The organism is Methylobacterium sp. E-066 (assembly GCF_022829635.1).
Taxonomy (GTDB): domain Bacteria; phylum Pseudomonadota; class Alphaproteobacteria; order Rhizobiales; family Beijerinckiaceae; genus Methylobacterium.
Genome location: NZ_JAKSYO010000088.1, coordinates 13,614 through 27,962, shown reverse-complemented (window position 1 = coordinate 27,962; position 14,349 = coordinate 13,614). Strand labels below are relative to the sequence as shown.

At 71.0% G+C, this 14,349-nt stretch carries 15 protein-coding genes; 6 read left to right on the top strand and 9 right to left on the bottom strand.

Going from position 1 to position 14,349, the window contains the following annotated elements; all coding sequences use genetic code 11:
• Positions 1-264: 264 nt before the first annotated feature.
• Both MKL20_RS09910 and MKL20_RS09905 read right to left on the bottom strand, forming a co-directional pair.
• Entirely contained in the window at positions 265-687 is a 423-nt protein-coding gene (locus MKL20_RS09910) for a cupin domain-containing protein (RefSeq protein WP_244036526.1), read from the bottom strand.
• A 10-nt stretch (positions 688-697) separates the two neighbouring features.
• Positions 698-1,717: a zinc-binding alcohol dehydrogenase family protein gene (locus MKL20_RS09905; protein ID WP_244036525.1), complete on the bottom strand. Its 1,020-nt coding sequence runs from the start codon at positions 1,715-1,717 to the stop codon at positions 698-700.
• Between the two features lie 122 nt (positions 1,718-1,839).
• On the opposite strand from MKL20_RS09905, the gene MKL20_RS09900 reads away from it, so the two are divergent.
• Both MKL20_RS09900 and MKL20_RS09895 read left to right on the top strand, forming a co-directional pair.
• A complete protein-coding gene (locus MKL20_RS09900; RefSeq protein ID WP_244036524.1) occupies positions 1,840-2,223 on the top strand; it encodes a winged helix-turn-helix transcriptional regulator in 384 nt (127 codons plus the stop codon).
• Positions 2,224-2,320: 97 nt separating this feature from the next.
• Positions 2,321-4,381 (top strand): methyl-accepting chemotaxis protein, encoded by a 2,061-nt coding sequence (locus MKL20_RS09895; RefSeq protein ID WP_244036523.1) that lies wholly within the window; start codon positions 2,321-2,323, stop codon positions 4,379-4,381.
• A 125-nt stretch (positions 4,382-4,506) separates the two neighbouring features.
• On the opposite strand, the gene MKL20_RS09890 is transcribed toward MKL20_RS09895, so the two are convergent.
• On the bottom strand, positions 4,507-5,361 hold the full coding sequence (locus MKL20_RS09890; RefSeq protein ID WP_244036522.1) for an amidohydrolase family protein: 855 nt from the start codon (positions 5,359-5,361) through the stop codon (positions 4,507-4,509).
• Between the two features lie 164 nt (positions 5,362-5,525).
• Positions 5,526-6,929, bottom strand: coding sequence for an MFS transporter (locus MKL20_RS09885; RefSeq protein WP_244036521.1), 1,404 nt, complete (start codon positions 6,927-6,929; stop codon positions 5,526-5,528).
• Positions 6,930-7,088: 159 nt separating this feature from the next.
• On the opposite strand from MKL20_RS09885, the gene MKL20_RS09880 reads away from it, so the two are divergent.
• Positions 7,089-7,967: a polysaccharide deacetylase family protein gene (locus MKL20_RS09880; protein ID WP_244036520.1), complete on the top strand. Its 879-nt coding sequence runs from the start codon at positions 7,089-7,091 to the stop codon at positions 7,965-7,967.
• Between the two features lie 128 nt (positions 7,968-8,095).
• Here the strand turns inward: MKL20_RS09880 and MKL20_RS09875 are convergent, their stop codons facing one another.
• Positions 8,096-8,350 carry a hypothetical protein gene (locus MKL20_RS09875; RefSeq protein WP_244036519.1) on the bottom strand — a complete coding sequence of 85 codons (255 nt, stop codon included), beginning with the start codon at positions 8,348-8,350 and terminating at the stop codon, positions 8,096-8,098.
• 127 nt (positions 8,351-8,477) lie between these two features.
• Positions 8,478-9,308, bottom strand: coding sequence for a TrmH family RNA methyltransferase (locus MKL20_RS09870; protein ID WP_244036518.1), 831 nt, complete (start codon positions 9,306-9,308; stop codon positions 8,478-8,480).
• A gap of 758 nt (positions 9,309-10,066) precedes the next feature.
• Here MKL20_RS09870 and MKL20_RS09865 point away from each other — a divergent pair.
• From MKL20_RS09865 to MKL20_RS09855, 3 genes are all read left to right on the top strand, one after another.
• Positions 10,067-11,167 carry a replication protein RepA gene (locus MKL20_RS09865; protein WP_244036517.1) on the top strand — a complete coding sequence of 367 codons (1,101 nt, stop codon included), beginning with the start codon at positions 10,067-10,069 and terminating at the stop codon, positions 11,165-11,167.
• 129 nt (positions 11,168-11,296) lie between these two features.
• A complete protein-coding gene (locus tag MKL20_RS09860) occupies positions 11,297-11,941 on the top strand; it encodes a winged helix-turn-helix domain-containing protein (RefSeq protein WP_244036516.1) in 645 nt (214 codons plus the stop codon).
• Between the two features lie 257 nt (positions 11,942-12,198).
• The gene (locus MKL20_RS09855) at positions 12,199-12,417 is read left to right on the top strand and encodes a hypothetical protein (protein ID WP_244036515.1); all 219 of its coding nucleotides are present in this window, start codon (positions 12,199-12,201) and stop codon (positions 12,415-12,417) included.
• Positions 12,418-12,439: 22 nt separating this feature from the next.
• Here the strand turns inward: MKL20_RS09855 and MKL20_RS09850 are convergent, their stop codons facing one another.
• From MKL20_RS09850 to MKL20_RS09840, 3 genes are all read right to left on the bottom strand, one after another.
• Entirely contained in the window at positions 12,440-12,751 is a 312-nt protein-coding gene (locus tag MKL20_RS09850) for a hypothetical protein (RefSeq protein WP_244036514.1), read from the bottom strand.
• A gap of 246 nt (positions 12,752-12,997) precedes the next feature.
• Entirely contained in the window at positions 12,998-13,675 is a 678-nt protein-coding gene (locus MKL20_RS09845) for a carbonic anhydrase (RefSeq protein ID WP_244036513.1), read from the bottom strand.
• Positions 13,676-13,939: 264 nt separating this feature from the next.
• Positions 13,940-14,248, bottom strand: a complete 309-nt coding sequence (locus tag MKL20_RS09840; protein WP_244036512.1) for a hypothetical protein — start codon at positions 14,246-14,248, stop codon at positions 13,940-13,942.
• Between the last annotated feature and the right edge of the window lie 101 nt (positions 14,249-14,349).

Here is a 14,349-nt window from a genome sequence, read left to right as displayed (position 1 = left end):
GCCGCCGCACCCGCTCATGTCGAGCCCGGAGCGGTCGACGGCAAGGTGGGCCGGCGGGACGCAGGCCCGTAATGCGACGCCCTTGCTAGAACGAAACGCGTACGCCGGCAACCGCTCCTCGGAGGCCTGTCGTTTCACGACCGGGAGGACTGGGTTTCCAAAGGGCCTGCGGCCCTTTGGCGGGGTTCAGGGGCGGAGCCCTTGAGACCTGCAGGGCGCTGCCCTGCACCCGCAAAAGGTCACGGACCTTTTGAATCCGGGACTTCACGCGTCGGCGTTGCGGGCCATGAAGGTGGCGGGGGTGCCGTCCTCGGGGTTCACGAAGATGATGTCGGTGGGCGCCCGCCGCGGGGTGTCGATCGACAGGAACGTCACCGGCTCGTCCGGCGCGATCTCCGGCATCGCGTGCACCGTGCCCTTCTCGAAGAACAAGAGCTGGCCGGGACCGAACGCCGTCAGGTTCGCGGGGTCGCCCAGCCAGACGGTGCCGCGTCCCGACAGGCAGTAGAGGTACTCGTCGCAGGTGGCGTGGTAGTGCGGCGGGGTCGGCCGGTAGACCCGGAACACCCGGGCGCTCGCCGCCGCCCGGTCGGTCAGATAGGTGTCGACCAGGAGCGTCTGCGCGCTGTCGGGCAAGGCCGCCGCGAGCGCCAATACGTCGAAGAGGCCGGTGCCGGTCTCGGTCATGGCGCCCGCCTCACTGCGAAAAGCCTTCGAGCACGATCTTGCCCTTGGCCCGCCCGCTCTCGATCAGCGCGTGGGCCCGCCGCAGGTTCTGGGCGTCGATCCGCCCGTAATGCTCACCCAGGGTGGTGCGCAGGCGCCCTGCATCCACCAGCCGGGCGACCTCGTCGAGGAGCGCGCCCTGGGCGCCGATGTCGGACGTGCCGAACATCGAGCGGGTGAACATGAACTCCCAGTGCAGCGACAGGCTCTTGCGCTTGAGCTGGGCCACGTCGAGCTGCGCGGGGTCGTCGATCAGGGCGAACCGGCCCTGCGGAGCGATCAGCTCGGCGATCTCGGCCAAGTGCGCGTCGGTGTTGGTGGTCGAGAACACGAGGCCCGGTGCCCCGAGGCCCAGGGCCGCCACCTCGGCGGCCAGCGGCCTTGCATGGTCGACCACGTGATGGGCGCCGAGATCCCGGCACCAGGCCGCCGTCTCGGGCCGGGACGCGGTGGCGATCACGGTCAGGTCGGTGAGCTGCCGGGCGAGCTGGATCGCCACCGAGCCGACGCCGCCCGCCCCGCCGACGATCAGGATCGCCGGGGCGGCACCCGGCACCGGCTTGCCGGTATCGAGCCGGTCGAACAGGGCCTCCCAGGCGGTGATCGCGGTGAGCGGCAGGGCGGCGGCCTGCGCCCAGTCGAGGCTGGTGGGCTTGTGCCCGACGATGCGCGCGTCGACGCAATGGTACTCCGCGTTGGTCCCCGGCCGGGTGAGGTCGCCCGCGTAGAATACCGCATCGCCGACGGAAAAGCCCTCGGCCTGCCCGCCCTTGGCGACCACGGTGCCGGCGGCGTCCCAGCCCAGCACCTTGACCCCGCCCGCCTCGGGCTCGGCCCGCACGCGGACCTTGGTGTCGACCGGGTTCACCGAGATCGCCTCGACCTTCACCAAGAGGTCGCGGGGTCCGGGCTCGGGCTGGGGCAGGTCGAGATCGACCAGGGCCTCGGATTCGGTGATCGGCAGGGATTTTCTGTACCCGACGGCGCGCATCGCAATCTCCTCCGGCTGACCCGCCAGGAGATGCCGCCCGCCTTCACGGCGCGCAAGTACGCACATAAAACGCCACTAATGCCAAGAATGATACCGTCCGACGATAGCCTTGGGATCCCGTCATGCCCCGCACCCGACACCATCGCGGCACGTGCAGCCCCGGCTGCGCCGTCGAGGCGACCCTCCGGCTCATCGACGGCAAGTGGAAGGGCGTGATCCTCTACCACCTGCTGGAAGGGACCCTGCGCTTCAACGCGATTCGGCGGCGGCTGGCGAGCGTGACCCAGCGCATGCTCACGAACCAGCTGCGCGAGATGGAGGCGGACGGCCTGATCGCGCGGAAGGTCTACGCCGAGGTGCCCCCGAAGGTGGAGTACAGCCTGACCGAGCGCGGGCGTTCCCTGGAGCCGATCATCCACGCGCTGAAGGCGTGGGGCGATTTGCATGCCGAGCTCGATGCCGACCTGCAGGCGGATGCGGCAGATCCGGTTCGGACTGCCGCCTGATTGTGCATCGCACGAAGCGGCAAGGCCCTGCACCGTAACGGTGTTTTTATATCCGTGCCGGATGAGTCTGGTTAACGCTGTACCATTCTGGGTTCCGATGGCCGTCCTCTCCTCGCTCCGCGCCCGCATCCTCGCGGTGGCGCTCGCGCCCTGCCTCGCCTTCGCGGGCGCGGCCGGGTGGGCGGTGTCCGACCAATGGGCGCGGCGCGCCGAGATGGACCGGGTCGAGACCCTGGTCGGCCTCGCCTCGCGGATCAGCGCCTTCGTCCACGAGGGCCAGCGTGAGCGCGGTGCCTCCAGCCTGTTCCTGGGCGCCAAGGGGGCGCAGTTCGGGCCGGAACTCGCGGCCCAGCGCAGCCGCACCGACGCGGCTTTGGCCGGGCTTCCCGAGGCGATGGCAGCCGCGACCGGCTTCGGCCCCGCCTTCGCGGCGCGGGCCGAGGGATTCGCCAAGGCGCTCGCCGGGCTCGCGGCCCAGCGCCGGGAGGTCGACGCCCTCGGCCTGAGCGCGCCGCAGGCGGTGACGTTCTATACCGGCCTGATCGGCGAGGGGCTGGGCCTGGTCCGGGCGATGGGCGGGGTGATCGACGAGGCCGGCCTCGCGGCCCGGGCGAACGCCTACGCGGCGTTCCTGGCGCTGAAGGAGGCCGCCGGCCAGGAGCGGGCCGCCGCCTCGGCGGTGTTCGCCTCCGGCAGCCTGGACCTGCCCGCCGCGCGCCGGCTCACCACGCTCTCGGCCGATCAGGCGACCTATGGCGCCCTGTTCCGGGCCGGGGCCACCGACGGGCAGGCCGGATTGCTGGACGAGGCCGAGGCCACCGAGCCGGCCCGGGAGGTGGCGCGCCTGCGCAAGGCCGCGCAGGAGACGATGCCGGGCACGAGTCCCGCCTTCCGGGACGCGCCGGCCTGGTTCCGGCTCGCCACCCAGCGCATCGACGCCCTGAAGGGGGTCGAGGACCGCCTGACCGCCGACCTGGTCTCCGCCGCGGGCGCGGTGCGGGCCCGGGCCGACCGGATGCTGACGGCCTGGATCGCGGGCGGGCTCGCCCTGTTCGCGCTCTCGGTCGGCTTCGCGTTCTGGTTGGGCACGGCCATCGCGCGGCCCCTGGTCCGGATGGCCCAGGTGCTGACGGCGATCGGCCGGGGCGAGGGACACGACGAGCCGGGCGCCGACCTGACGATCCCCGCCGGAGGCGCGCGCGAGGTGCAGGCGATCGCTGCCGCCGCGGTGACGTTCCGCGACAGCGTCGCGGAGCGCCGGCTCGCCCGCGCCGCGCAGCAGCGGCTCGCCGCCGAGACCGCCGCCGCGCAGCGCACGGCCGCCCTGAGCCTCGCCGACAGCTTCGAGCACCAGGTCGGCGGCATCGTCGAGGCGGTCTCGGCGGCGGCCGAGCAGCTGGAGGCCTCCGCCCACGGCATGGCCCGGGCCGCGCAGGACACCACCGACCTCAGCCGGGCGGTGGCCGGCGCCGCGGATTCGGCCGCCCGCTCGGCCGACACGGTGGCGGCGGCCACCGAGGAACTGACGGCCTCGGTCCGGGAGATCGGCGTGCAGGTCGGGGCCTCGGCCGACCTCGCGGCCTCCGCGACCCGGGACGCGGACGGCATGGCCGGGGAGGTTCGCCGCCTCGCCCAGGCCGCCGGCAGCATCGGGGAGATCGTCGCGATGATCTCGGACATCGCCGGCCAGACCAACCTGCTGGCGCTGAACGCCACGATCGAGGCGGCCCGGGCCGGGGAGGCCGGCCGCGGCTTCGCGGTGGTCGCCGCCGAGGTCAAGAACCTCGCCGGCCAGACCGCGAAGGCCACCGAAGAGATCGCCGCCAAGGTCGCCGAGATCACCGGGTCCACCGAGGCCTCGGTCCGGTCGATCGGCGGCATCACCGAGGTGATCCGCAACCTCGCCCGGATCGGGGCCGAGATCGCCGCCATGGTCGAGCAGCAGGGCGCGGCCACCGCCGAGATCGCCCGCACCACCGGCCAGACCTCGCAGGATACCCGGGCGGTCTCGGGCCACATCGCCGGCGCGGGCGATGCGGCGGACATGGCCAGCCACGGCTCGTCCCAGGTGCTGGACGCCGCCAGCGACTTGGCCCGGCAGGCCAGCGCCCTGCGCGGCGCCGTCGGCGATTTTTTGGCCAACGTCCGCGCCGCCTGACAGCAAAGTCCCGGATTCAAAAGGTCCGAGACCTTTTGCGGGTGCGGGCGGAGCCCGCTGTTTTCAAGGGCTCCGCCCCTGAGCCCCGCCAAAGGGCTGAGCCCTTTGGGATCTCAGGACTGGACCTATGCCAGGCCGAGGTTGAGCAGGCGGTTGGCGTTGCGCCAGAGGGCGGCGTCCAGGGCGTCCTCCGAGAGGCCCAGCGCGCGAAAATCCTCGACGCCCTGGCGCATCGGCCGGAACGGGAACGAGGAGCCGAACAGGAACTGGTCTTTCATGAAGCCGTTCGCCGCCTCCACGTAGAGGCCGCCGCCGGGCGCGAACGTGTACATGTCCGGGGAGACGAACACGTTCTCATTGCGGAAGGCCACGGTCACCATCTCGGCGACATGCGGGTAGAACCCGTGGCAGCACACGATCGGCAGCTTCGGGAAGGTCTTGGCGACCCGGTCCACCGCCAGGGGATCGTTGAGGCGCAGGTCCGGGGTGGTCGGGCCGGACATCACGAAGGCCGGGACTGCGAGTTTCTCGCACAGCTCGTAGAGCGGCATCAGCCGCTCGTCGTCGGCCCGCATGCCCTCGCGGTAGAAGCCGGCATCGAGGTTGATCCCCTTGAAGCCGAGTTCGGTCACGGCGCGCTTGGCCTCGGCGACCGCCGCCTTGCGGCCGAGCTTCACCGGGTCCACCGAGGCGATGCCGATCAGCCGCTTCGGATCATGCCCGGCGGCCTGCGCGAGGGCGTCGTTCGAGATCCGGACCCCCGGCACCGAGCGGGCGACCATCACGGCGACGTCGATCCCGGCCCCGTCCATCTCGGCGCAGAACCCCTCGATCGTGGCGCCCCGGGTGAAGTGCTCCACTTCACGGCTGCCGACCCGGGCGTTCAGCCAGCGCGCGATCCCGAATTCCGGCGTGTCGGGCTCGGCGCCGAAGAACGTGTGCAGGAAGGTCGGACGGCTGCGCATGTCCACGACGGGCATTTTTTGGGGACTCCACGTTTGTGATGTGAGGAAGGTGTGGGGCCGAACATCGACCATCGAATCAGATCAAGGATTCACAAGGTCGAGACCTTGTGCGGGTGCAGGGCAGCGCCCTGGAAGACTCGCCTGCAAGACTCGCCTGGAAGACTCGGCGGCTCTTCCGCTCAGTGTGAGACCGCCTCCAGCACCTTGCCGCGGGTCTCGACCCCGAGGGTGAGGACCAGCAGGGCGGCGATCAGGAACCCGCCCGCTCCGACCTGGAAGGCGGTGGCCGGGCCGTAATCGCGGACCAGCACCGGCACGATCATCGGTCCCAGGATGGCGCCGATTCGTCCGAAGGCCGAAGCGAAGCCGGCCCCCGTGGCCCGGGCCCGGGTCGGGTACAGCTCCGGCGTGTAGGCGTAGAGGCAGCTCCACATGCCGAACATGAAGAACTGCATCACGAAACCGGACACGAACAGCCAGGTCTCGCCGGCGGCGTTGCCGTACAGCCAGGCGGCCGCGGCCGCGCAGATCAGGAACAGGGCCGTGGTCGGCTTGCGGCCGATCCGCTCGAGCAGCACGGCCGCGGTGGCGAAGCCCGGGATGCCGCCCAGGGTGATCAGGGTCACGAAGCCCACCGAGCCGACGATCGAGAAGCCGCGCTCCTTGAGCAGCACCGCGATCCAGGAATTGAGCCCGAAGAAGCCGATCAGCGCGAAGAACCACAGCCCGAAGGCCATGACGGTGCGCATCCGGTAGGCCGGCGCGAACAGGGTCGCCACCGCGCTCAGCCGGGGGCCGGGAATCGGATCGGCGACCGTCTCCGCCATCGCGGCGGCGATCTGCGGGGTGACCGGGGGCAGGGGCCGGCCGGTGGCGCGCTCGACGGCCCGCTCCATCGTGGCCATCACCGCCTCGGCCTCCGCGTGGCGCCCGGCTTCGGCGAGCCAGCGGGGCGATTCGGGCATGTTCCGGCGCACCGCGAGCACCACCAGCGACAGCAGGCCGACCACCACGAAGGCCCAGCGCCAGCCGAGATAGGGCAGCACGAAGAAGCTGATCGCCCCCGACAGGACGTAGCCCACCGCCCAGAACCCCTCGAGGATCGCGATGTATTTGCCGCGCACGGGGGCCGGGACGATCTCCGAGACCATCGCCTGCGCCACCGGCGCCTCGCCGCCGACGCCCGCCCCGATCAGGAACCGGCAGGCCATTAGCACGGGCAGGCTCCAGGCGGTGGCCGCCGCGAGACTCGCCAGGCCCCAGACCACCATGGTCACCTGGAACACGGCCTTGCGGCCGAACCGGTCGGAGGCGGTGCCGGCGACGATGTTGCCGACGAGCTGGCCTGCGAAGGTCATGGCGGCGAGCTGGCCGGCCTCCGTGGGGCTCAACCCGAACGCCACCACGATCGAGCCGAGCAGGAAGGTCAGGAGCGCCACGTCGATCTGATCGACCAGCCACGCCGAGGCGATGACCGCGAAGATCTTGCGCTGGTAGCGCGACATCGGCAGCCGTTCGAGACGCGCGGCGATGTCTGAGACGACCGGTCGACCGTCCCCCTGAGATGTGTCGGCCAGCGGCACGGCGGATCCTTCCTCGACACCCGGACCGCGGCGCCCGCGATCCCGTTTCCGACCCGGTACAGCAGGGCCGCCCGTCGGAACAGGCGTGACGGCGGACAGGCATGGCGGCGGCCCGGATCCGGCCTATCTGCCCGGACGCCCCCGGACACTGGACCCGCGATGGATGATGCTCCCTCGGCCGCGCAGCACGGCCGCTACCGCTACAGCGCCCTTCCGGACCGGCCGGTCTATGACTGGCCCGGGGCTAAGCGGCTCGCGGTCTATGTCGGGCTCAACCTCGAGACCTTCGATTTCGGGTCGGGGCTCGGGGCGGAGCTCGCCCCGGGCGGGCCGCAGCCCGACGTGCTCAACTACGCCTGGCGCGACTGGGGCAACCGGGTCGGGGCCTGGCGGCTGCGGGACGCCCTCGACGGCCTCGGCCTGCCCGCAAGCGTGCTGGTCAACAGCCGGCTCTACCGGGACTGCCCGGGCCTGATCGAGGCGTTCCGGGCGCGGGGCGACGAGATCGTCGGTCACGGCCGCACCAATGCCGAGCGGCAGGGGACCCTGTCCGAGGCGGAGGAGCGCGCCCTGATCGCGGAGGCCACCGCGATCCTGACCCGGGAGGAGGGCCGGGCACCGGCCGGCTGGCTCGGGCCCTGGATCTCGCAATCGCGGGTCACGCCCGACCTGCTTGCCGAGGCCGGCTACCGGTACCTGCTCGACTGGTGCCACGACGACCAGCCGACCTGGATGGCGACCCGGGACGGCGGCCGGATCCTGGCCGTGCCCTATCCGCAGGAGCTGAACGACATCCCGGCGATCGTCGCCCGCAAGGAGACCGGCCGCCAGTTCGCCGACGCGATCGTCGACGCCTTCGACGAGATGCTGGAGCAATCCGCCACCGCGCCCCTGGTGATGGGCATCGCGCTCCACCCGTACATCGTCGGCCAGCCCCACCGGCTGCGGCCGCTGCGGGCGGCGCTCGCGCACATCGCGTCCCACCGGGACCGGATCTGGATCACCACGGCCGGCGCGATCGCCGGAGCCATTGCCTGACCGCCAAAAACAGGGTTTCCAAAGGGCTCAGCCCTTTGGCGGGGTTCAGGGGCGGAGCCCCTGAGAGACCAGGGCTCTGCCCTGGACCCGCAAAAGGTCTCGACCTTTTGAATCCGGATTTGATCCGCTCAGTCGGGGATGGCGAGGCCGATCGACAGGCACAGGGCCGCCACGACCGTCAGCGCCACGGCCGCCTGCCGGACCTGATGCCAGCGGGCGGTGCGGGCGCGTTCTTCGGGGCTGGCGCCGAGATGCAGCTCGTCGTCAAAGCCCTTCACGAAGGCTTCGAAGCTCGGGAAGGCCCACCGGGCGAGCCACAGCCAGATGCCGACCGCGATCAGGCTGGCGATCCCGCCCCCATACGTAAAAGCATCGTCCAGCATCCGGCGCACGCCTACCAGCCCACGCCCCCCTCTTATTTGTCTTCTACGGTATGGTGCTGGAATTGCCTAGATCACCACCCGATTTCGGCAGGCAACATTTTGTTTCCGCCGGGTATCGGAGCCCGGTTCAGGCCGGCGGCCGGCCCAGCGCGTAGAGGGTGATGGCGGCAGCGTTCGAGACGTTGAGGCTGCGGATCGCCCCCGAGAACGGGATCCGGGCCAGGATATCGCAGCAGGTCCGGGTCCGCTCGCGCAGGCCCTTGCCCTCCGCCCCGAGGACGATCACCAGCGGCCGCGCGATGGTGAGCGTGTCGAGGCTCGCCGGCGCGTCGGAATCGAGACCGATCCGGGTGTAGCCGCGCTCGCCCAGCTCGATCAGCGCCTCGGCCAGGTTGCGGACGGTGACGAAGGGCACGTGCTCCAGGCCGCCCGAGGCGGATTTCGCCAGGACCCCGGTGGCGCCCGGCGCGTGCCGCACCGTGGTGACGATGCCGGCGACCCCGAAGGCCGCGGCCGTGCGGACGATCGCCCCGACATTGTGCGGGTCGGTGATCTGGTCCAGCGCCAGCAGCAGGGCATCGGCCGGCAGGTCGTGGAGGCCGGGGGCGGGCAGGGGCTCGGCCTCGAGATAGAGGCCCTGGTGGACCGCGTCCGGCCCGAGCAGGCGGCCGATCTCGCTCGGCCGCACCAGCTCGGGGGTGATGCGCAGGGCGTCGCCGAATTCCTCGGTCAGCCGGGCGGCGGCGTTCTCGGTGGCGAGCAGCCGGTGCAGCCCACGCTCGGCATTGCCCAGGGCCTGAACCACCGGGTGCCACCCATAGAGCACGGCTGAGCCATCGGCTGCGCCGGATTCGGGCCGCGGTCCGGGTCCCCCAGAACGGCCGCCGGGCCGGAAGCCGGGTCGCGATCCGAAACGGGGCGGACCGCCCGGGCGGCCATCGTTGCGACGGCCGGTCATCGGAGCGCGATCGGGGAGGGGAGCATCGGCACGGCCTTCTCTGAATGGATCGCGCCGAGAAACCGGGCGGCGCCGCTCGCGTCAAGCCGAGGCCGCCTGAAAGGCTGCTTCGCGGTCAAGCGCAGGACTGATCGCAACGTCGATTCCTTGAGCCTCTTTCCCATCGGCACACCGCCGGTCTGTGGATGGATCAGGTATATTCCCTTCGAACGATGTGATTATCGACGGAACTGGGTGCGTTCTTCAGAACGAACGAGCGCGCCGTTAGGTAGGAAAAATATCAAGATGGAATCTTTCAGAGAGTCAGTTCGGAAGACTATATGCAGGGGCGATTTCATGATTTCTGCCAGGGGTTTGAGACTGGTTATCGTATCCGACTCTGCGCGGATGCGCATGCAACTCTGCGGGGTCGCGTATCGAAGTCTGCGCGGATCGAGCCGGCGGGCGTATCGGATTCTGCGCCGTTCCGTATCGGATTCGGCGCGGATTCGGTCTCGGACCGGTGGAATGCGGGGACAGAATGCCGGACCTCGGGCGTATCGAACTCTGCGTCGGCGTGAGGGCTGGATCCGCCCGTATGGAACTCTGCGCGGGTACCGCCTCCGAGAACCGCGGGGAAACGTGGCGGGGAAACGGGGATTGCCGGGACAAGCCGGACCGGACCGGAGCCTCCGCCGGCGAATCGTGGCATGGCAGGATCGGGCCGCTGCTCCCCCTTCCGGAGGGACGTGTCCGCGTGCGGCTCGGGCTGAGGGGCGATGGGCGTCGAGGAAAAAATCGCTGCGATCCACGACGCGGATCTGCGGGCCGAGATCGAGGCCGCGCGCGGCGGCTTCCTGTTCGCCCAGATCGTCGAGCACGTGCTGCACCGCCAGCGCGAGCGCGACGCGCAAGCCGCCGCACTCGGCGAGCAGGAGTTCCGCCGTGCCCAGCTGTCGCGCGACCAACGCCGCCGCGACGCGGTGCGCCTCGTCATCGAGAGCGAGCCGGCGCTGCCGTCGAGCCTGCAGCACATCCACTCGGTTCTGGCACTCTGCGGCCTGCCCTATCGCGATCCCGGGCCGGTGCGCGAATTCACCCGCACCTACGGGCGCAACTCGCTGAGCCTGATGGCCGGGCGGATCAAGGATCCGGAGACCGGGGCCTTCGAGCCCCAGGGGCTGCCCTACGGGCCGAAGGCCAGGCTGGTGCTGCTGCACCTCTGCACCGAGGCGGTGCGCCAGCGCAGCCCGACCGTGAAGGTCGCCGAGACGCTCTCCGGCTTCATGCGCGAGATGGGTTTTGCCGTGACCGGCGGCGAGCGCGGCACCATCCGGCAGTTCAAGGAGCAGCTGAACCGGCTGGCCGCCTGCACCATGCAGATCGGCCTCTGGGACGGGCGCGACAGCGCCACCACCCTCAACGTCCCGCCGTTCCGCAGCCTGGAATTGTGGAAGCCGCGCGCCGGGGAGGGTGAGGACGAGGCGGGACGGACCGTGCGGTTCGACCCGGAATTCTACGAGACGCTGATCAAGCACGCGCTGCCGGTGGATGTGCGGGCGGCGCGTGCCTTCTCCGGCTCGGCACGCAAGCTCGACCTGCTGTTCTGGACCGGCTACCGGCTACGCTCCCTGCAGCGCCCGCTGCGGCTGACCTGGACCAACCTGCACGCGCAGTTCGGGGCCGAAAACGCCTCGATCCGCAGCTTCCGGCAGGCCTTCAAGGCCGATCTGGCACATCTGCGCGAGGTGTTTCCGCGCCTCCCGATCGTGCTCGACGATGGCGGCCTGACCCTGCACCCGGCCGATCCGAGCGCGTTGCTCGTGCCGCCACGCCCAGCCTCCACGAAGAGAATGCAGGCTCGGCGGCAAGGAATTTAGCGCGGGCTCAAGGAATGCAATTGGGATATTCCATCCCGTTCCCTCAGTGTCTGGGAACAGAATGTCGAAAAGCATTCCCAACGTGCTCGGAACGCGCTAAATGTTCCCTGGTGCTGAAGGGAACGCTGGATGGGCCTGTCGGAGGATGAGATCGAAGCGCGGTTGGCCGCATTGCGCCGCCAGCGCGAGGCGCTCGACCGGGAGATCGCCGATCTCGTGCTCTACCTGGAACTCGGCCGGCGCTTGAGCGGGGCGGGGAGCGGACCGGCCCCTGTCGATCGGGGGAGGGCTGAGGAGCCGGGCAAGCCCGCCCGCCCCGTGTCGGAACCGCCGGCGGTCGCGGCCCACGACGCTCCCGTCAATGACGGCCTGCCGCGCAGGGCTCGGCCGGTCTCGGACCCGACCGGGCTCGAGGCCTGGGACACCCCACCGCGCGAGACCCGACATGGCCCGCCGGATGAGGAGGCGGACGGGATCCCGCCGGCGATCGCGTTCACGGAGGATGCGGCGGCGGCCCGCCGCTACGGTCGCGCGCTGGTGGAGGCGGCCTGCGCGGCGATCCGGGAGGCGGGCCGGCCGATGCATGCCGGCGAGATCCTGGAGATCCTCGTGGCCCGCGGCTTCACCCTGCCGGGGCGCGATCCGGTGGCGGCTCTCAACACCCGCCTGTGGAAGCGGTCCGGCCCGGGAGGCCCCCTGCGCCGCGTCGCCGAGGCCACCTACGCCCTGGCCGAGGCGTCTCGATCCGGGCAGGACCGCGATCCCGAGGCTTGAGGGAAGGCGAGGCCGGCCCCGCCGCGACGTCGGCGGTCACGATGCCGTGACGCCGCGTGGCCTGGTGCCGATCCCGGCCGGCCCTGATCCATATGGGGGACGCGCTGCCGCGCCACCGTCTGTACGTCTCGGATCGACGCGATCGGTCCGTCAAGGGCGCGGTCTGTCGATCGGAGCCGGCGGCTTGGGGCGGGGGTTTGGAGGCGGGCCATGCACAGCGATGCGCGATCCCGCTCCGCGGGCCTGGTGGAGGGTCTATGACAGCGGCTCTCGTTGCACCGGCCGCGCAGGTCTGCGCGTTCGCGCTGGGCTGTGCGGTGATCCACGCCGCCCGCGGCCATGCCGAGATCCTCACCCGGGTGCTCGCCGCCGCGGCGATCCTGGCCGCCGTCCTGCTGCTGCTCGTCGCGTCGCTCGACTGCGCCCCGGAGGCGGACGAGGTCATAGGCCAGAGCCCGGTCTCCGCGGCTTCCTGAACGAACCGCGGTCGCTGGGCCGTCAGTTGATCAGGCAGAAGCCGGCGCCGGTGCCGACGCGCCTGTCCTGCGCGCACCAGGGCCTGGGGGCTGCTCGGAGCGCCTCCTTGGGCAGGTCCGCGGGGCTCCTCAGGGCCGAGGTCGTCTGAGCGGCCTCGGGCTCCGGGTGACGCAGCGCGAGGCTGTCGGGGAGGAGGCGAGGCTCCTGTTCCGGGAGCTGCGCATTTGCAATCGAACTCGCCGCCACCGGCCGGGGGCCGTCGGTCCGCTCCTGCGCGGCCGCGGCCCCGGTTAGGACCAGGCAGGCGATCGGGGCCGCGAGGAACCTGAACATCGACGAAGCTCCCTGCCGAGGACGCGCATCCGGCGGATCCCAAGCTTACGGGGCGGCCGGACCGGGCGAGTGTGCCGCCGGCATCTTAAAAGGGCGCGAAGATTCAGGCTTAACCGGATGCCAAGATCGTGGATCGAAGGATCTATACAGGCGGACAAAGTCATCGGCCCGGGTGGCGATCAATCGTCGCCGCTCCGAGACACCTCGGAAGACATCCCGTCCGGTCGGAGCGGACAGGGCCGGCGCCTACGCAGCGCGCATCCGGTCACCCGGCAGGGGCGACTGGGCCACCGGCATGTCCGCCTCGGCGATCGGCCGGAACCGCCCGGTGGTGCCGTCATAGGCCAGGAGCGCGCCGGACTCGATCTCGAAGAACCAGCCGTGCAGGCGCAAGCGGCCCTTGGCCAGGCCGACGGCCACGCTCGGATGGGTGCGCAGGTTGGCGAGCTGCACCACCACGTTCTCCAGGGCCAGCGCCCGGTGGCGCTCCTGCGGGTCCATCCCCTCGGGATAGGCCTCGCAGACGATCCGCTCGGCGGCCTCGGCGTGGCGCAGCCAGGCCGCGACGCTGGGCATCTTCTTCAGGAGGTCCGGCTTCATCAGGCCGCTCATGGCGCCGCAATCGGAATGGCCGCAGATCACGATGTCGCGCACCCCCAGGGCCACCACGGCGTACTCGATCGCCGAGGAGACGCCGCCGACCACGTCGGAGGCCGGAGGCACGATGTTGCCGGCGTTGCGGCAGACGAACAGGTCGCCCGGCCCGGCCTGGGTGATGTGCTCGGGCGAGACCCGGGAATCCGCGCAGGCGATGATCAGGGCGCTCGGGTGCTGACCGTCGCGCACGAGCTGCTGGTACATCTGGCGCTGGCCCGGGAAGATGCTGCCCTGGAAGCTGGCGATGCCCTGGATGATGCTGTTCACGGATGCGGTCTCTGCGGCAGGGGATTGGGCTGGGAGAGATTCGGACTGGCGGCACGCGGAATCGCGAGCGCCGCGCCGGCGCGGCGCTGCGTGCTGGATTCGTGCAGGGGGATGTGGGGGGATCGGAAGGCGGTCGCCCGAGGGGCTCCGCCGGCATCATCCCGAAAGCGGGGGTCCGGCTTTCGGGATGATGCGGAACTCAAGACCTCGCGCAGCGCCCGGATATCGGGTTCGGGACGATGCGCGAGGCGGTCTCGGATTGCGTCAGCGGCGGACGCGGCGCTCGACATGCCCGGATGCCCAATGGGGATCGATCACGTTGCGGCGCGAGATTGCGGTCCGGGCCCCGTCATGCACCATCGGGGCGCCGAGGAGCTGGCCGCTGCCCCTGCGCTGCGAATGCAGGGAGCGCGGATCGTGGGAGGGATCGCTGACATAGGAACTCATGTGGCCGCCGCCGGCGGCCTGCCGGTTGCCGCCGCCGCCCTCGCCGGCCTGGGCCGCCATCGGAAGAGCGAGGGCACCGGCCAGGAGGCCGAGGGTCAGGAAGCGCTGGGTGATCGTGCGCGTCATGTGAAGCTCCGCCCGTGTTCGTCATGCTGGCCCGGGACACCGCGTTCCGTGCCGATGAACCGAACATAGCCGCCGCCGTTTGACGTCGATGTGCGGTCAGA